Genomic DNA, 18,166 nt, shown 5'->3' on the forward strand with positions numbered 1-18,166 from the left:
TAACCACCAATAATCAGGTCATCAATGCCATCACCATTCACATCTCCTGCCCCACTGACTGATTGACCTGAGAAGTCAGACGCATTAATTCCATTAATTACAAAGCCATTGCTGCCATTGAGGGTAGAGAGGTTCAAGGTACTGCTGAAGCCACTGGTAGTGCCAAACACGACATAACTCTGGCCTGCATTTGTTTTGCCATTGGGGTCGGCGCGTACAGCGCCAATAATCAGGTCATCAATGCCATCCCCATTAATATCTCCGGCACTGCTGACTGAATGGCCTGAGGCGTCACCTCCAGTTCTGCCATTGATAAAAAACGCCATTGGAGCCATTGAGGGTGGAGAGATTCAGAGTACTGCTGAACCCACTAGTAGAGCCAAACACTACGTAACTCTGACCTGAACGGCTGCCATTAGGGTCGGCAAAGGGAGCCCCTATAATAAGGTCATCGATGCCATCACCGTTTACATCCCCTGCTCCGCTAACAGAAATGCCTGATTCGTCACTTGCATTAATACCGTTAAGGATAAAGCCATTACTACCATTGAGGCTGGAGAGATTGAGAGCTGAGCTAACCATGGGTGTTTCTCCTGTATTTGATCAATGAGTTCAGAGTTAGGGAAGACGGCTGCGGTCATTCAAGAAATGCGGCGTTGCAAAATAATTGGCTGTTATTAATTGGCTGTTATGGAGTGGGAACCTGCTTGAGACTCGGAGTTCAATGGGCTGCTAGTGCTGCCTGTTGCTATCTTTTGAACTGATGGAAATCAGGTTAAATTTACAAGCACAGTATCATTTGAGGCTAAGTTTTGCCCCACTGATAAAGAATGGAAATACTTTCGGTCAGGGAAAAATTAATGGCTAATCGATCTGCGTGGTTTGGGGCAGTCGATGGAGGGTGGGCTAGCTCCAGAGAGTAATTGCGTTTGGCTGATAGTTGCTGAAATACCCCCCTCAATCCCCCCTTCTAAAGGTGGGAAGAAGAGAAGAGTTCGGTTCCCTGCGCGATCGGGCTTCAGGGGTGTTCCTTGCTAGATATACAATTGAGCCATCTTCAGCCATCTCCCGATTGAAAACCGATTCTCTGTTTTATCGCTTATTCTCCACGGCTCCTCATTTGCTATTTGAATTGCTGGGAGAGTCTCCGGCGATTCCCTATCAGTTCCAATCCGTGGAGGTTAAGCAAACCGCCTTCCGCCTGGATGGGATTTTTTTGCCCCCGGCTTCTGATCCAGACTTGCCAATCTATTTTGTAGAAGTCCAGTTTCAGCTTGATCCAGATCTTTATCGGCGTTTGTTTGCGGAAATTTTTCTATTTCTGGCTCAAAATCCCAGGATTCGTCATTGGAAAGCAGTGGTAATTTTGGCACGGCGATCCATTGAACCGAAGCAGAAGCTGGCCTATGTCTCACTATTAGAGAGCGATCAAGTGGAGCGCATCTACTTAAATCAACTCCCCCCAGACTCGGGATTACCCGGCATTAATTTAGTGAGGTTAGTGGTGGCGTCTCGCAGGCAGGCGGCGAAGCAAGCCCGTAAACTCCTGACGCAGGTTGAGCAAGGTGAGCCGTGGCTGCCGCAGGGAGTACTATTGGAGTTAATTGAGACGATAATGGTCTACAAGTTTTCTGAGTCTAGCCGGGAGGAAATCGCCAAGATGCTGGGGTTAGCAGAATCCATTACCCAAACCAGGGTTTATCAGGAAGGTAAGTTAGAAGGAAGAGCGGAGGGCAGACTAGAAGGCAAGCTAGAAGGCAAGCTGGAAGGCAAGCTAGAAGGAAGAGCTGAAGGCAAGCTAGAAGGGGAGCGATCGCTGATTGTTCGTCTACTCACCCGCCGCATGGGCACCCTATCCCCTGGGGTACTGACTCAACTGCAAGGGTTATCCCTAGAGCAAGTGGAGGCGTTAGGCGAGGCTTTGTTAGATTTTGCCACTCCATCCGATCTAGATAACTGGTTCACATCTCTTTAAGGGTGTGGATGGCAGTTCTGGCGCAGTTGCTCCGCGATCGCGCGGGTGACCTGCCGTGTTGCTCAAGATTACATTTTCCAGCTTTGAGTTATTGGGGGAGCGATCGCGGTATTTTCTCCAAGGGTGGAGCTATTTTGTAAAATGTTTTACAATTTTTCTCGGCGATCCGAGTTCGAGGGTAGAGTCGTCGAGTTCTGAGGTTCAATACCCGAGGCACTGTTTGACTTTTCCAGTGCCGCTGATCTAGATGCATGGCTGCGGGCAATCAAGCAACTGAGGAGCAGCTACGCCAAAGACCATTAAGACTAAATTTTGCCCCACAGATCAAGAATTAGATTTGAAGCAGTGGGATGACGGGGGGGAATATAGTTGCTGGGGAGTAGCTACTTTTAAGAGGCCGTTTTTGAGATTCACGATGTCTCAATGGGGTCACTCATTTAACGCCTAGGCATCGATTGATGTCATGGATGACATGCCCCTAAAGCCAGTTTTTGAAGGGCGATCGCGACTTGTTGCAGCTGATCGGGGGTATGGGTTGCCATGACCGTGAAGCGCAGACGACTCGTCGGCACTGTGGGGGGACGCACCGCCGCTGCCCAAACGCCCCACTGCCTCAGTTGCCGTCCCAGGGAGAGAACCGTCGCCGCATCCTCGACTTGGAGGCAAAGAATCGGGGACTCCGAGGGCAGCAGTTTCCAGGTAGGGGGAGCAAAATGCTCCAAGACATTTTGGAGCATTTGTTGAAGTATCTGCACATTTTGCCAAAGGCGCTGCCGTCGTTGGGGTTCTTGGGTGACAATCTGCACTGCTGCTAAGGCGGCGGCGGTATCTGCGGGAGACAGACCTGTGGTGTAGATCCACGTAGGAGCGCGGTTGCGGAGTAGGTCAATCAAGGGAGCAGTACCAGCTACATATCCTCCCAGACTTCCCAGTGCCTTGCTCAAGGTTCCGATCTGAATCAGGGGACGTCCGGTGCAGCCAAAGTGCTCCACACCTCCAGATCCTCGCTCACCGAGGACACCTGTGGCATGGGCTTCGTCAATCAAGAGCATGGCATCAAACGACTCGGCGATCGCCAGCAGATCCGGCAACCGACAAAGATCCCCGTCCATACTGAAGACGCTATCCGTCAGCATCAAACAACGGCGATGGTGAGAACGATGTTGCTGTAACTGCTGCCTCAGCAGCGTCAGATCACTGTGGGGATAATTCATCACCGTGGCTCCGCTCAGTGCCGCCCCACTTTTTAGACTGGCGTGATTATATTGATCGGCCACGATCAGATCCCGTGCTCCTACCAAGGCTGAGATTGTCCCCAGATTGGCTAAATAGCCAGAACTAAAGACGAGGGCTGCTGCGGTTTGTTTGAGATCTGCGATCGCCTGCTCTAAGCGGTGATGGAGTTCTCGATGCCCACTCAACAGCCGCGACCCAGTGCTGCCAGTGCCATAGACTTGAGTAGCGGCGATCGCGGCCTGAATCAGCCGTTCATCCCCAGCGAGACCCAAGTAATCGTTACTGGCAAAATTCAGCAGTTTCTGACCCTCCAGGGTGACCACCGATCCGGGGGAGCCGGACACCGCCTGTACTGAACGATACCAGTCTGCCCGATGAATCGCTTGCAGGGTTTGATCAATCCAGGCGTAGGGATCAGGGGGCATTCAATTCAAGGCTCCAGCAACCATCACCCTCTCCCCTACCACACCACCTGTTGCCGCTCCTGCACCACTCGGCAGTAAACGGCTGCGGTCTGTCGAGCGAGTTTCGGCCAGCTAAACCGGGTTTCTAGTTCAGTATAGGCATTAGCGGTGAGAGCCTGGACATCATCGGGATGCTTCAACACCTCTAAAATTCCCCAGGCTAAGGAGTCGGCGTTGTTCGTGTGCGTCACAATTCCGGTTTTCCGATGTTGCACCACTTCAGGGAGTCCCCCTGTATCAGAGACAACGACGGGGACTCGGGCGGCAAAACTTTCTAGAGCCACAATGCCAAAGGGTTCGTAGAGACTGGGAAACACGGCACAGTCGGCAATGGTCTGAAATTGATCCAAGTCATGATCCGACATAAACCCAGTGAAGAAGCACTTCTGCCAGATGCCCAAATCCCAGGCCTGCCGTTTCAGCCCATCGGTGTTCCCCCCCCGATCAACACAAACTTCACCTGACCTGCCATGGCATCAATCACTCTGGGGGCGGCGGCCACTAGCACCGAAACCCCCTTTTCATAGGTCATCCGCCCCACGTAATAGACAATTTTTTCGTTGTCGGTGGCAAAACGTCTGCGAAAGGTTGCCCCATCGAAGTGGAGTTGCTTTTTCTCAGGACGGATGCCGTTGTGAATCACATCAATTTTGTCCCAGGGACTGGCTAAGACCCGTTCCACTTCTCGACGCATGTAATCGGTGCAGACGATAATCCGCCAGGCATTGTAGGCCAGAAGATTTTCTTTGCGATGGATATAGTCTTGATCAGCGTTATGAATGCCGTTGTAGCGACCATATTCCGTGGCATGAATGGTGGCAATCAGGGGAATTTTAAAGGCATGCTTGAGGGCGATCGCCGCATCGCCGACGAGCCAATCATGGGCATGGATCAAATCAAAGGAACCTTCCGCCGCCATCAACTTGCCACCGTGCTGGCCCATGCGCTCATTCATGTTGCCAACCCAGTGGAAGAAGTGGTGACTCAGGGGCACCTTGACGCGATGCACTTGAATGCCTTCTACGACTTCGTAGTGAGGGGCATCGCCAAATTCGACGGTAATCAGATGAATCTCGTGTCCTAGCTGCACTAACTCTGGGTATAGCTCCGCCACATGGCGAGCAATTCCGCCCACAATTCGCGGGGGAAATTCCCAGGTGAGTACCAAGATTTTCATTGCTGTTCCGACGTCCCAACTCCGGGGTTTCTGTCCCTAACAACTCTACATAAATTCTGACAACTTTAGACAGGGATGGCTAACGGTAACTACGGAGTCAACCTGTTTCGCAGCGGACAGAATTTGCTCCAGTGCCGACAACCCCCCGACCGAGAAAATTCAGACTTCAGGGTCGATGGTATGATTGCGATGATACTGCTGCATAAAGGGGCAATTTTCAGTATGCCGCAAGCGCCTGTTTCTCCGGTGGTGCTAGTGATTTTAGATGGATGGGGATATCGAGAAGCCCTCGACGGCAATGCGATCGCCGCTGCCAAGACACCTGTGATGAATAGTCTCTGGGCAGCCTATCCTCATACCCTGATTCACACTTCTGGGAAAGCAGTGGGACTCCCAGAGGGACAGATGGGTAACTCTGAAGTCGGGCACCTGAATTTGGGAGCCGGACGGGTGGTGCCCCAGGAATTAGTTCGGATTTCAGATGCCGTTGAAGACGGTACCCTGCTGGAAAATTCAGCACTGGTGAAGGTCTGCCAAGAAATTCGTCACCGGGATGGCAAATTACACCTCGTGGGTTTGTGTTCAGAAGGCGGCGTTCATTCTCACTTCAGCCATTTGGTAGGACTGTTACAGTTAGCCAAGCACCAAGGTGTGCAAGAGGTCTGTATTCATGTGATTACCGACGGGCGTGATACGCCCCCCAGCGATGGGCACTTGATGCTGCAAATCCTTGAGCAAACCATGGCGAAATTGGGGATCGGACGGATTGTTACCCTTGGTGGCCGCTACTACAGCATGGATCGGGATCATCGTTGGGATCGGGTGCAACGGGCCTATGAGGTGATGACAGCGGATGGCCCCGGCGATGGGAGATCGGCCTTAGAGGTGTTACAAGCCTCCTATGCCGCAGGCATCAACGATGAGTTTGTGCTCCCCACTCGCATTGCCCCAGGGGCGATCGCCCCTGGGGATGGACTGATTTTCTATAACTTCCGTCCCGATCGGGCTCGCCAACTCACCCAGGCGCTGGTGGATCCAAATTTCCGAGGCTTTGAGCGTCCCCTGATTTCTCCTCTGACGATTGCCACCTTTACCCAGTACGATCCGGCCTTCCCCGTGTTGGTAGCCTTCGAGCCCCAAAATCTCAACAATATTCTGGGTGAAGTGATTGCCAACCAGGGATTGCACCAATTTCGCACTGCTGAAACCGAAAAATATGCCCATGTTACCTACTTTTTCAATGGCGGCTTAGAGGAACCCTTCCCCGGAGAAGATCGGGAGCTGGTCTCCAGTCCTATGGTCTCTACCTATGACCGGGCACCAGCCATGTCAGCCCAGGCGGTAACCGATGGAGCGATCGCGGCACTGGAGCGGGGCGTTTACTCCTTGGTGGTGATCAACTATGCCAATCCTGACATGGTGGGTCATACAGGGCAGATGGTGGCAACGGTTCAGGCCATCGAAACGGTGGATCAGTGCCTAGGACAATTACTAGCCAGCGTCGCCAAAGCAGGGGGGACGGCGCTGATCACCGCCGATCATGGCAATGCAGAATATATGCATGACCCGGAAGGCAATCCCTGGACTGCCCACACAACCAATCCGGTTCCCTTTATCCTGGTAGAAGGAGAGGGGCTGAAAATTCCTGGACATGGCACGAATGTGCAGCTTCGATCCGGTTGTTTGGCAGACATTGCCCCCACGATCCTGGAGATTCTCCGGTTACCTCAGCCGCCGGAAATGACGGGGCAGTCGTTGATCGAACCCGTCGAATTTGATGTCCGTCGCAACCGTACTCCGGTGCGGGTCGCCCTTTAATTCATTTTCACTGCTAAGGATTTTTATGGCTGTCGAGATTCTCAAAATTGTCTGGTTGGTCTCTGCCCTGGGTCTGACGATTCTGGTTTTACTCCACAGCCCCAAAGGTGATGGCATTGGCGCGATTGGTGGGCAGGCACAACTATTTACCAGCACGAAAAGTGCTGAAACAACCCTGAATCGGATCACCTGGACCCTGAGTGTGATGTTTATGGGGCTGACGATCATTTTGAGCGCCAACTGGCTCAGTCAATAGCATCAGGCTGGGGAGGTGTCTTCCTGTCCCATGAATCGATGCAAGGGACTGTGGCGGTTCGGGGTTAATATCGCCCTCGCGTTACTGATGTGCGGGGGAATTCTGCGCACAGCCCATCCGGGGACATTGCCGCTGTCCGTTACCCCAACTGATGACATCGTATTTCTGCGATCGCCTCAGACCCACCTTCGAGCATCGCCGTCGGGGTTGCAGGCTCAAACCCTGGGGGAAGGAACCGCGATTCCCAGTTCCCCCATCCCGCCCGAACAACTGCCGCTCCTGCAATCCCATCCCCTTTCCCCCTTCCCTGGCTCAGTGGCGCAACGATGGGGGCGATTACTGGGATCAACTTGTCACGCCAGAGGTGGGTGCCCTGGTTTGGTCAGAGTTTCCCATTCAGGTGTATGTGGAGCCACCGGGCAAACAACCCTCGGAGACTGCTTGGACTCAGGCAGTCTTGGCAGCGGTTCAGGAATGGCAACCCTACCTGCCCCTAGTGGTGGTCGATCAGTCGGAGAGCGCTGATATTGCCATCTGGCGGCGATCGCCCCCCTTGCGCCTCGCGCCTCGCCCTAGCCCTTCGGTGGCTCCGGTGATTGAGCGGGTGCGCTCGGCAGAAACCCGCTATGCCCTCTACCTGCAACAGGGGAGCGGTAGCGCCTCGGTGTTAATCCATCGTTGCGTCATCTATCTCAGCCCCAAACAAACCGCCTTTTATGTCCGAGCAGCGGCGCGCCATGAGTTGGGTCATGCCCTGGGAATTTGGGGGCACAGTCCCCAAGAGACAGATACCATGTATTTTGCCCAAGTTCGCAATCCGCCGACCATTTCGCAGCGGGATGTGAATACCCTGAAGCGCGTTTACGAGCAACCCACTCGCTTAGGGTGGCCGCTGCGAAATGGTAATTAAGCATACGCTGGTTTTGCCTATGCAAAGGATTTACGCTCGGCGATCGCTCGTCTGGGGGAACGACTGCCCGAGCAAACATGGGTAAACCTGCAACAAATTAAGGATCATCTGGAGTTGTATCAGCTTCAGCAGTTTCGAGTTGGGGAAATATTGAGATCGCACATCTTCCCAGAACTGCAACTCAGCACAGACAAGATTTTACAAACGGGCGATCGCTAACACAAGCTGGATTGAAAGATTATGCTAACCACAGAGAAGGCAGTTCCCCTTTCCTGAATAGCGGCTACTACGCTACTCCCGGTTCCTTTCGGGATACAGATGAATTTATCGTTAGTCTTGGACAGACTGGGCAATTTTGGCAAGCAATCGCAAGGCTTCATCCACCGCAGCCGAATCTGGAAAAACGGCTGCCACGTCTGGGTCGAGAATAATTACATTGCGCGATCGCTGATATGCCTCATAATACTTGCCCCGAACACCTCCTGAAAAATCATATTCAGGACGCATCTCATCATCAGTTTCCTGTTCAACCGTAGGGTCAATCTCCGAACTCATACCTTTTTCTCTCATTACGGGTTGCTAAATGCGCACTGATCAGGCGAATCTGCTCCTCTCTTTCAGTATGCAATACCACGACAAGACGCTCTAAATGAGAAATCCCGATCGTCACCAAGCGAAATTCACCGACCGAGTGGTCAGGATCGTTTTTGGTGATAGCCAGTGGATCACCAAAAACCGTCACCGCTTCCTCAAAAGACACCCCATGTTTCTGAAGATTGGAGCTTGCCTTGTTGGGATCGAGCCGAAATCAGAAGACTGCGCGAGGGTGCGTTAGAGTTTCAGGGAGTGATCGTTCAAGGGGTTGCCGGATGAAACTAATTTCCATTTGTGTTGGATTGCCACGGGAAGTGAGTTGGAAGGGAAGGCCGATCACAACGAGTATTTTTAAGCAGCCTGTGGCCGGACGGGTGATGATGCGATCGCTGAATCTAGCCGGTGATCAGCAGGCAGATTTAACGGTGCATGGCGGTACCGAGAAAGCGATTTACGCCTATCCCATGGAGCATTACGCTTATTGGCGGCAAGAGTTACCGGATCAAGAGTTGCCTTGGGGCGCGTTTGGCGAGAACCTGACGATCGAGGGCTTATCAGAAACGACGGTGAATATCGGCGATCGCTTTCGCATTGGCACCGCTGAAGTGATGGTGACGCAGCCCCGATTCCCTTGCTTCAAGCTCAATCTCAAGTTTGGGCGCGACGATATGGTTAAACGGTTTCTCAACAGTCGGTTGAGCGGTATCTACTTCTCGGTTGTGAAGGAGGGGGAAGTTGGCGCGGGGGATGAGATCGCACAGGTAAGCCGCGACGAAAACAATATCACCGTTGCCGACATTGTGAAAATCTATGTGCGTGAGGCGGATGACATTTTGGTGCACCGCGCCCTTCAGGTTCCAGCCTTAGCGACCGAATTGAAGACCTACTTCCAACAACAAATAAAATAACGGCATTAGGCTAGTGCCGCGTCAATACTAAGTGTCAACCACTGGATGGCAGCTCAACATTGTATCGAGGCTCGCCGCTCACTGAATCCTGGTCACGGGACACTCAGTGCATGTTAGCCTGGGTTTCTACGAACTCTTTCGAAAGTAATAGTGTCCTCCTCAAAAAAGTCCTGGGGATTCTATCTAGAGGATCTGGAGACCCCCATTGGTCGGGCGGTAAACCTGGCGATCGCGATTCTGGTGTTGCTGTCCTCGATCATTTTTGTCGCTGAAACCTATCCTCTGCAGCCAGCTGTCCGGAGGCAACTGGCAATGGTGGACTCTTTCTGTCTCTGTGTCTTTGCCATCGAATACGTGCTGCGACTCTGGTGTGCCGAGAATAGACTGCGCCACCTGTTTAATCTCTACTCGGTGCTCGACTTAATTGCGATTTTGCCGTTTTTGATCGGGTTTTTTTGATATCCGCTTTATCCGCGTCTTTCGCTGGTTTCGGATTCTCCGCCTTTTACGTTTCATCGAAGGGAGAACCATTTTTGGCTATGTCAGTCGGGAAGATAGCATCATTTTTGTCCGGATTTTATTCACCCTGTTTACAATTGTTTTTGTCTACTCCGGTCTGATTTACCAAGTTGAGCATCCCCATAATTCAGCGGAATTTAAGACCTTCCTGGATGCTTTTTATTTCTCCATCGCCACCATGACCACCGTGGGGTTTGGAGATGTGACACCGATTTCCGAGACCGGACGGTTATTAACCGTATTGATGATTATCACAGGGGTAGCGCTGATTCCCTGGCAGATTGGCGACCTGATCAAGCAATTTCTCAAGACTGCCAATCAACTCTCAATTCTCTGCCCCCAATGTAGTCATGCCTTGCACGATACGGATGCTAAGTTCTGCAAAGTCTGCGGCACCCAGTTACCGAAGCTGTAGGCGGCCAATCCGGTAGCAGGAGCCAAGATTTGACGATAGATTGGGTTTCTTAAGCGTGGCGCGATGGTCTCCGACCGGCCTTCGGCCATCGCCCGGAATTGATGTCGATTGATAGCTATGATGACTGCCGTCGGAACGCTGCCCTATAGTAATTGCATAGGAGTCTTAAGGATGGGGGAAGCAGTGTCAAACCAAATGCAGTGGGTGAATGCCCTATCGACACGCCCATCCTTAGAGGCAGCAGTTGCAGAGGTGGTAGAACGCACGACTCGACAGTTGCAGTCGGATGCAGATTTGGGGCTGGTCTTTATCTCTTCGGCTTTTGCCAGTGAATACTCGCGATTAATGCCGCTATTACAGGAGCGGTTGCGGGTTCCCACCCTGATTGGTTGTAGTGGGGGGGGTAGTGATCGGGATGGATGCCCAAGGGGTCACCCGAGAGGTAGAGGGAGAGTCAGCCCTCAGCTTAAGTCTGGCCTATCTCCCAGGGGTAAAGATCCACAGCTTTCACATCTCCGCTGAGGATCTGCCCGATCTGGATAGCCCTCCGGATGCCTGGACGGCCTTGATGGGAGTGCAACCCCAAGAACAGCCCCAGTTTATTCTGCTAGCCGATGCCTTCTCTGCGAAGGTGAATGATCTGCTCCAAGGCCTTGACTATGCCTATGCTGACACGGTGAAAGTGGGTGGACTGGCAAATTCTGGAGCAGCCAGCAGTACGGGACTGTTCTGCGATTATCGACTCTATCGGGAGGGAACCGTGGGGGTGGTACTCAGCGGCAACATTGTCCTAGATACGATTGTGGCTCAGGGTTGTCGTCCTGTTGGCCCCCTGTTCCGGGTGATTGAAGGGGAGCGAAATTTCCTCATGGGTCTTGAAGAAGAGCCAGATCTAGAGAACCTCAGTGCCAGTCGGTGTCCACAGCAAACCCCCCTGGAGGCGCTGCAAGGGATTATCCAAGATCTGAGTGAGGCCGACCGCACCTTGGCCCAACATTCTCTGTTTATTGGCATTGCTCGGGATGGGTTTAAACAGCACTTGGAGCAGGGAGATTTCTTGATTCGGAATTTGTTAGGAGTTGACCCCCGATCGGGGGTGATTGCCATTGGCGATCGCGTGCGATCGGGGCAACGGATTCGCTTCCATTTGCGTGATGCCCAGACCTCGGCGGAGGATCTGCAACTGTTGTTAAAGCGGTATCCAAAATCTGATCAGGGGCGATCTGCGACAGCCGGAGCCTTGATGTTTACTTGCCTCGGGCGCGGGGAGGGGCTTTACGGCCAACCCGACTTTGATTCCCAACTCTTTAGCCAGTACTTGCAACAGGTACCCCTAGGAGGATTTTTCTGTAATGGTGAAATTGGCCCAGTTGCTGGAAATACCTTTCTTCACGGTTACACCTCGGTCTTTGGCATTTGCCACCAGCCCTAAGGGCTGACCTGCCGGATCTCTCCCTGCCAGTCTTCCAGGACGCTGATAGGATTGAAGTACGAAGTACAAAGATGTTCATACTTGGACGAACAGCTCCATGACGATCGCAAATCTGCGTGACCTCTACCAACAAGTGATTCTGGAACACTATAAAAAACCCCGGCATCGCGGTACCACCAATCCCGTGCATCGCCACCAGCGGGGACATAATCCCTCCTGTGGAGACACGATTGAGTTGACACTGCAACTGAGTGAAGGGGGTGATCGGATCCAGGAGGTCAAATTTGAAGGCGAAGGGTGTGCGATCGCCATGGCTTCTGCGGATTTGATGGCGGAGGCATTGCGCGGTCGGGAGGTTCAAGAAGCCCTGGCCATGGTGCAGCAGTTTCAGAACATGATGAAGGGGCAGGCCGAATTTCCCAAGGAATTTCGCAAGTTAAATGTGATGCAGGGGGTGTCTCAGTTCCCGGTACGCATCAAATGTGCCACCTTGTCCTGGCATACGCTGAAAGCGGCACTGGAAACTGCCAATGGCAACCTCATGCCAGGGTTTATTAGCAACGAAACCGAGTGATTTATGTTAAGTACTGCTGAGTTTCTGACGGCCTCCCAATGGGTCGGCATTTTCACCCTGGTGTGTGCCACCCTGGCAGGCTTGGGATTTGTTCTCCAGTGGGGCATTCGCTTTCGTCTGGTAGGGGTCACAGGTTTTATGGGAGTGCTGACCGGGGGGCTATTTGCCCTGGGTTTGGTGCCGTTTACCCACCCCGCCATTCCCGGTGCAGTGCACTTCTCGGTGGTCTTTGATAATGGGGCGAACCAGGTGGTGATTGTGGTTCCCCCCACGATTACTGCCCCAGAACTTGAGGCAACCTTGCAACAGGCGGCGGGGGACTTACTATACAGCTATAGTCGCCTCAGCCCCACGGGTCAGACCATTCTCCTGCGAGCCCGCACGATTCTCCATCCTCAACCTGGTGTCTCTCAGCCTGTGTATCTGGGACAGGTACGCCGGGTTTTGGGTGCAGCTACAGATGACGCTAACCAGATTCAAATATTTGCCGATCAGTTCGCCCTGCTGCCCAAACCAGCAGCATCCCCTGCCACCTAATTCGGGAGCAATCTCAGGGGGAGATTCGTTTTTCCGGCTTTTTTTGTCTCTGTCTCAGAAGCCCAAGGGAAATCTGGGAAACAGCACCAACGTCACGGCAATTCGCGGCGAATCATCAGCTCACTACTGGAGCTGAAAAATTATAATAGGAACTCTACACTCCATGGTGTTCCCAGTGCTGATCCTGGGATGGTTTCTCTGCAATATCATTGCGCCCAGCTCTGTTCCCATGCCCAACCCCGTCTCGACTCCGGCATTGAACTCGGTAACCCCAATGCTGACCATCGCCCCGACTCAAGTTTTTCGAGGTTCCCTATCTCAAGCTGGTTCTGCGATTACCCGGTTGGGGCAGCGGCCCTTAGTGGTGGGGGGACAACGAACCCTAGGGGTGGTTCGTCCCCATTTACAATCGCTGCTCGCAGCCAATGCCCTTGATGGGGCTGAGGCCGATTATGGAGGGGAATGTACGGAAGCGGGATTCCTGGCTCTCAGACAGGCCGTTCTCACCCATGAGGCAGACTTCGTTATCGGTGTTGGGGGGGGGAAGGCGCTGGATGCAGCCAAGCTGTTAGCGGATCGGTGTCGGTTACCGATCGTTACCCTTCCTACCTCCCCTGCAACTTGTGCTGCTTGGACAGCGCTTTCCAATGTCTATTCCCCCCAGGGGGCGTTTTTATATGATGTCAGTTTGGCTCACTGCCCTGCCTTGTTAATCTTGGACTATGACCTGATTGCCACGGCTCCACAGCGATCGCTAGTAGCTGGGATTGGTGATGCCCTGGCAAAGTGGTACGAAGCTTCTGTCAGCAGTGGCGATTCCGATCAAGCTCTGGTAATTGCTGCTGTGCAGCAGGCGCGTGTCCTTCGAGATCTGCTGTTTCAGCAAGCTCCCATGGCTCTTGCAGACCCAGGGGGAGCAGTTTGGTGTCAAGTTGTGGAGGCAACGGTGTTGATGGCGGGGGTGATCGGTGGCTTAGGGGGTGCCCAATGCCGCACGGTGGCTGCCCATGCGGTGCACAATGGACTCACCCACCTGCCTGCCTGCCACCAGATGCTGCATGGGGAGAAAGTTGCCTACGGCATTCTGGTGCAACTGCGATTGGAAGAAATGTTGCAGGGTAGTCAACTCGCCCTGGCCGCCCGCCAACAGTTGTTGAAATTTTACCGTCACCTTCACCTGCCCTTACATCTGGAGGATCTGGGACTGGGGGAGAGCACTCTCCAGGAACTCCAAACCGTCGCCGCGATCGCCTGTAGCCCCCAGTCTGATATCCATCGGCTGCCCTTCGCCGTCACCCCAGAACAGTTGGTGGCTGCAATGGGGTCAACCCTGACCGTTCCAGGACAGGAGTCCGCCCTGAATCCCGTTACTGTTTCGGGTCCCCCTGGCAGTAAAGTATCTTAATACCCTGAGTTATTGTTGGCTACATCTTTCATGAACCTGGACTGGATTAACCCCCGCTGACCGCCTGAGAGACCTTCCCCCCTACGTCTTTGCTCGCCTGGATGAGCTGAAAGTCCAAGCTCGGGAACAAGGATTGGACATCATTGACCTCGGCATGGGCAATCCGGATGGAGCCACCCCCCAACCCGTCGTGGAAGCAGCGATCGCAGCGATTCAGAATCCAGCGAACCACGGCTATCCTCCCTTTATGGGCACTGCCAGCTTTCGGCACTCGATTACCGCCTGGTATCAGCATCGCTACGGTGTTGCCCTCGATCCTGAGGGAGAAGCTTTGCCATTGCTAGGGTCTAAGGAAGGGCTGACCCATCTCGCTCTTGCCTACGTGAATCCAGGGGATCTGGTTTTAGTCCCCAGTCCTGCCTATCCCGCCCACTTTCGGGGGCCAATGATTGCAGGAGCCAGAATTCACAACCTGATCCTGAAGCCGGAAAACGACTGGCTCATTGATCTGGCAGCCATCCCAGACGCTGTTGCCGAAGCCGCCAAAATTCTCTACTTTAACTATCCCAGTAATCCCACCGCTGCAACGGCCCCCCGGGGAGTTTTTCCAGGAGATTGTCGCCTTTGCCCACAAGTACGAGATTCTGTTGGTTCATGACCTCTGCTATGCCGAATTGGCCTTTGATGGCTATCAACCGACTAGCTTGCTAGAAATTCCAGGGGCGAAAGAGATTGGGGTCGAATTCCACACCCTTTCCAAAACCTATAATATGGCCGGCTGGCGGGTGGGATTCGCCGTCGGCAACCACCAAATCCTCCGGGGATTACGGACGCTGAAAACCAACTTGGACTACGGAATTTTTGCCGCCCTGCAAACGGCGGCAGAGACTGCCCTGCAACTCCCGGATATCTATCTCCATGAGGTTCAAGCCCGATACCGTAGCCGTCGAGACTTTCTGATTGCAGGGCTAGCAGAACTGGGGTGGACGGTGCCTAAACCCTTGGCAACCATGTACCTTTGGGTACCCTGTCCCCCTGGAAGCACCTCCACGGATTTTGCCCTCTCAGTGTTGGAGCAAACCGGAGTCGTGGTCACCCCTGGGAATGCCTTTGGGGTCGCCGGAGAAGGGTATGTCCGCATCAGTTTAATTGCGGAATGCGATCGCCTGGGGGAAGTCCTACGCCGCTTTAAACAGGCTAGTATTTGCTATTAGTCCGAAATCGTGGCTGTGGAAAAGTCATCAAGAGGGATGCTGTTAGCGCAGGGCTGAAACAGATACGATCCAAGGTCAGATGTTTCCCCTAGAGCACCTGGTTATAATTAGCAGTATTTCGCTGAGTAGTCTGGTTAGTATCCTGTCCTTTCTCCCCAGCATCCCACAAACGTCACAATGGATATTGCCTTTCAGCTTGCCCTGATTAGCGGTCTGGTGCTAGTCAATGGTTTCTTTGCCGCCGCAGAAATTGCGTTGGTTTCTGTGAGCGATGTCCGGATGAGATCTCTCGCTGAACGGGGCAGCAAACAGGCGCGACTGGTACTCAAGGTCACGGAGGATAGCACCCGCTTCCTGGCTACGATTCAAGTGGGCATCACCCTGGCGGGCTTCCTAACATCGGCAACCGCCGCCACAGAACTAGCAGGCCCTTTAGAGCGAACCCTCAAGCCCTTCATCGGGAAAGTGGCGGAACCGATTGCCCTCGTGGGTGTAACCGTGATCTTTGCCCTGATTACCTTAGTGGTGGGGGAACTGGTTCCCAAAAAGCTAGCGTTGCGACACTCGGAAGCCTTTGCCCTGATTGCGATTGCCCCCATTCACTGGCTAGGGCGGGTCATTAACCCGATGGTGAAATCCCTCAGTGAGATCACCAACCTGATCTTGCGCGTCACCGGCAATCCCGTGGGAGACGCGGAAGAACACATCAGCGTCGAAGAAGTGAAAGCCATGGTCGATGCTGCCCGTACTGGGGGAGCAGTGGGCGAACAAGAGCGGCGAATCATCTATGGGGCGGTGGAGCTGAGCAATATTACGGCACGGGCGATTATGGTACCCCGGGTCGAGATTCAGTACTTAAAGGCATCCACAACCTTAGAAGAGGCTTACCAGATTGTTTCTGAGAATGCCCATACTCGCCTGCCCGTCTGCGATGAGGATCTGGATAATCTTTTAGGGATTCTGCACGTTAAGGATTTGATTCGTCCTTTACCCGGATTGATGCAAAATCCTCCCAGTCTCCGGGAATTACTCCGTCCGGCTTCTTATGTGCCTGAAGGTCAACCCGCCACCGATCTGTTGCGCCACATGAAGAAAAATCGTCTGCACATGATGATCGTGCGTGATGAGTTTGGCGGCACCGCTGGCCTGGTCACCCTAGAAGATGTGCTGGAGGAGATTGTTGGCGAAATTCGCGATGAATATGATGCCGAAGAAGAGCGCGAATTTCGTCACCTGAGTGATCACGAAGCCAGTTTTTAAGATTCGAGCTAGTATTGCTACTGTCAATAATGAATTAGACATTCATCTTCCCCGTGACGAAGCGGCAACCCTGGCAGGGCTGTTTCTGGAAGAACTGGATCGCCCCCCCGTCGCTGGGGACTATCTCGCCGTCGATAATATTCTGCTGACGGTTTTAGAAGATGGCCAGCGGGTGCGGGTCAGATCTAAGTAGGCTTAGGCCATGGACGCTGACTGAGTTATTGCGGCTGAGTGGATGAGGATGGTGCGATCGCATCCCAGGCAACCTCCCAGCATTGGCCTGTGACCGTCTGGTTTTTACTTGTAAGTCCAGCACTTGATTTTATCCATCAAGGCGGGTGCCCCCCTGGGCTATAAAATCCAGCAGAATTTGTTGATGGGGCTTTGCCAACGGTTTAACGCCCCCTGCTCGGTCGGAGTAGCGATCGCCCCGCTGGATATCCTCCGGGGTAAACAGTCCCAAGTCCCATCCCTCCTGGAGGGTTAAGACCGTCGGTTCAACGGTGAGGGGCACGGCAAAGACATGGCGTAATACCCCCGGATCGGGATAGTAGCCGAAGAGTTCCGCCTGGGGTAACTGATAGCCAATCTCTTCTAGTAGTTCCCGCTCCAGTGCCGCTTCTGGAGTTTCTTGGGGTTCAATGTGGCCGCCTAAAAAAACCCCAATGAGCTGGATAGAGAATGCCGGGAATATCATCCCGGAGCTGGAGAAGAAACTGGCCGGGGCGATAGAGAATCGCGATGGCTACTTGGACAGGCACAACGCTCACCGTGAAGCTGACTTCTTGCATGCATCTCCCCTGATCAGGACACAGCACTTCAACCTAGCGTATCGGCATATCCGGATCAACGACGAGACTCCTTGGGAACCGGAGCAGGCGTTGTTGACGGTGAGGGACTTAAGGGGGAGGGGGAGGCTTCTTGGAGCTCGACATATACTTCACCCCACTCTTGACCCTCGACTACCGCACCCTGGTAACGAACGGTTCCCTGAACGGTGACTTCTGTCCCCAGCGTCAGTATGGTTTTGGGGGCGAAGACCCAAATGCTCCCGGTTTGATCTCGCAATTCATAAACATGTCCACTGAGCAGGGGCACTTGCCGCTCTACCTGCCCCCGCAGATAGACGGGGCTATCGGTTTGGGGCTGTTGTTGAAGGTCATGGATGGGGGTGAGGGTGCCCCCTGCACTGAGGAGAGGAATCCCGGATTGAGCCAAGCGATCGCAACTAAACCCACTGAGTAGCAGCAAGGCAGTGAGCAATTGTACTCGTCCAACCTGGAGCAAGAGTTGCTTCAGGGTCATATTGCTTCCCCTAACCTGTGGATAATCATGAAATCATCGGTAATCTTGTCTCACAGGATAGGCGAAATCTGAGAAACTAGCATTAAGGGAAGTATCCTTTCCATGCTGGCTGGGAGAGGCAAAGGTGATTGTGAAGAAAAGTTGCCCTGGATTGCTAGCAACACCGA

Annotated in this window: 14 protein-coding genes and 7 pseudogenes; 14 read left to right on the plus strand and 7 right to left on the minus strand. The window is 53.3% G+C overall.

Features of this window, described 5'->3' with window-relative positions; translation table 11 throughout:
* Window positions 1-582 (minus strand): annotated as a pseudogene (locus DO97_RS31000) (integrin alpha); the annotation flags it as partial.
* A 394-nt stretch (window positions 583-976) separates the two neighbouring features.
* Here DO97_RS31000 and DO97_RS09675 point away from each other — a divergent pair.
* Together DO97_RS09675 and DO97_RS27590 are read left to right on the plus strand one after the other, a co-directional pair.
* Window positions 977-1,975 (plus strand): Rpn family recombination-promoting nuclease/putative transposase, encoded by a 999-nt coding sequence (locus DO97_RS09675; protein WP_239651612.1) that lies wholly within the window; start codon window positions 977-979, stop codon window positions 1,973-1,975.
* 8 nt (window positions 1,976-1,983) lie between these two features.
* Entirely contained in the window at window positions 1,984-2,115 is a 132-nt protein-coding gene (locus DO97_RS27590) for a hypothetical protein (RefSeq protein WP_275574992.1), read from the plus strand.
* A gap of 321 nt (window positions 2,116-2,436) precedes the next feature.
* On the opposite strand, the gene bioF is transcribed toward DO97_RS27590, so the two are convergent.
* Together bioF and DO97_RS29050 are read right to left on the minus strand one after the other, a co-directional pair.
* Complete coding sequence (bioF, locus tag DO97_RS09680) at window positions 2,437-3,636, minus strand: 8-amino-7-oxononanoate synthase (RefSeq protein WP_036532920.1); 1,200 nt, start codon at window positions 3,634-3,636, stop codon at window positions 2,437-2,439.
* A gap of 35 nt (window positions 3,637-3,671) precedes the next feature.
* A pseudogene (locus DO97_RS29050) lies at window positions 3,672-4,852 on the minus strand (glycosyltransferase family 4 protein).
* A gap of 222 nt (window positions 4,853-5,074) precedes the next feature.
* Between DO97_RS29050 and gpmI the strand changes: the two are divergent.
* The 3 genes from gpmI to DO97_RS09700 all read left to right on the plus strand — a co-directional run bounded on the left by gpmI (window position 5,075) and on the right by DO97_RS09700 (window position 7,836).
* Window positions 5,075-6,670, plus strand: coding sequence for a 2,3-bisphosphoglycerate-independent phosphoglycerate mutase (gene gpmI / locus DO97_RS09690; protein WP_036533043.1), 1,596 nt, complete (start codon window positions 5,075-5,077; stop codon window positions 6,668-6,670).
* 25 nt (window positions 6,671-6,695) lie between these two features.
* Entirely contained in the window at window positions 6,696-6,926 is a 231-nt protein-coding gene (secG, locus tag DO97_RS09695) for a preprotein translocase subunit SecG (protein ID WP_036532922.1), read from the plus strand.
* A gap of 151 nt (window positions 6,927-7,077) precedes the next feature.
* Window positions 7,078-7,836 carry a hypothetical protein gene (locus DO97_RS09700; RefSeq protein ID WP_052128590.1) on the plus strand — a complete coding sequence of 253 codons (759 nt, stop codon included), beginning with the start codon at window positions 7,078-7,080 and terminating at the stop codon, window positions 7,834-7,836.
* A 330-nt stretch (window positions 7,837-8,166) separates the two neighbouring features.
* Here DO97_RS09700 and DO97_RS09705 read toward each other — a convergent pair whose 3' ends face one another.
* Together DO97_RS09705 and DO97_RS09710 are read right to left on the minus strand one after the other, a co-directional pair.
* Window positions 8,167-8,391 (minus strand): hypothetical protein, encoded by a 225-nt coding sequence (locus tag DO97_RS09705; RefSeq protein ID WP_036532924.1) that lies wholly within the window; start codon window positions 8,389-8,391, stop codon window positions 8,167-8,169.
* Window positions 8,375-8,644: pseudogene (locus DO97_RS09710) on the minus strand (BrnT family toxin); the annotation flags it as partial. The gene DO97_RS09705 and the pseudogene DO97_RS09710, both read right to left, overlap by 17 nt.
* A gap of 61 nt (window positions 8,645-8,705) precedes the next feature.
* Here DO97_RS09710 and DO97_RS09715 point away from each other — a divergent pair.
* From DO97_RS09715 to DO97_RS25040, 9 genes and pseudogenes are all read left to right on the plus strand, one after another.
* Window positions 8,706-9,338: an MOSC domain-containing protein gene (locus tag DO97_RS09715; protein WP_036532927.1), complete on the plus strand. Its 633-nt coding sequence runs from the start codon at window positions 8,706-8,708 to the stop codon at window positions 9,336-9,338.
* A 150-nt stretch (window positions 9,339-9,488) separates the two neighbouring features.
* Window positions 9,489-10,272: pseudogene (locus DO97_RS09720) on the plus strand (ion transporter).
* 183 nt (window positions 10,273-10,455) lie between these two features.
* A pseudogene (locus DO97_RS27595) lies at window positions 10,456-11,704 on the plus strand (FIST signal transduction protein).
* 97 nt (window positions 11,705-11,801) lie between these two features.
* Window positions 11,802-12,278 carry a Fe-S cluster assembly sulfur transfer protein SufU gene (sufU, locus tag DO97_RS09730; RefSeq protein WP_036532930.1) on the plus strand — a complete coding sequence of 159 codons (477 nt, stop codon included), beginning with the start codon at window positions 11,802-11,804 and terminating at the stop codon, window positions 12,276-12,278.
* 3 nt (window positions 12,279-12,281) lie between these two features.
* Entirely contained in the window at window positions 12,282-12,815 is a 534-nt protein-coding gene (locus DO97_RS09735) for a Ycf51 family protein (protein ID WP_036532932.1), read from the plus strand.
* 229 nt (window positions 12,816-13,044) lie between these two features.
* Complete coding sequence (locus DO97_RS09740; RefSeq protein WP_036533047.1) at window positions 13,045-14,220, plus strand: iron-containing alcohol dehydrogenase family protein; 1,176 nt, start codon at window positions 13,045-13,047, stop codon at window positions 14,218-14,220.
* A gap of 30 nt (window positions 14,221-14,250) precedes the next feature.
* Window positions 14,251-15,434 (plus strand): annotated as a pseudogene (locus DO97_RS31005) (aspartate aminotransferase).
* Between the two features lie 177 nt (window positions 15,435-15,611).
* The gene (locus tag DO97_RS09750) at window positions 15,612-16,694 is read left to right on the plus strand and encodes a hemolysin family protein (protein ID WP_204368560.1); all 1,083 of its coding nucleotides are present in this window, start codon (window positions 15,612-15,614) and stop codon (window positions 16,692-16,694) included.
* Window positions 16,672-16,887 carry a transporter associated domain-containing protein gene (locus DO97_RS25040; protein WP_036532936.1) on the plus strand — a complete coding sequence of 72 codons (216 nt, stop codon included), beginning with the start codon at window positions 16,672-16,674 and terminating at the stop codon, window positions 16,885-16,887. Before DO97_RS09750 ends, DO97_RS25040 begins: the two co-directional genes overlap by 23 nt.
* A 129-nt stretch (window positions 16,888-17,016) precedes the next feature.
* Here DO97_RS25040 and DO97_RS09760 read toward each other — a convergent pair.
* Window positions 17,017-17,485 (minus strand): annotated as a pseudogene (locus DO97_RS09760) (NUDIX hydrolase).
* Window positions 17,486-17,540: 55 nt separating this feature from the next.
* Complete coding sequence (locus DO97_RS09765) at window positions 17,541-17,999, minus strand: hypothetical protein (protein ID WP_052128592.1); 459 nt, start codon at window positions 17,997-17,999, stop codon at window positions 17,541-17,543.
* Between the last annotated feature and the right edge of the window lie 167 nt (window positions 18,000-18,166).

The organism is Neosynechococcus sphagnicola sy1 (genome assembly GCF_000775285.1).
GTDB classification, from domain to species: Bacteria; Cyanobacteriota; Cyanobacteriia; order Neosynechococcales; family Neosynechococcaceae; genus Neosynechococcus; species Neosynechococcus sphagnicola.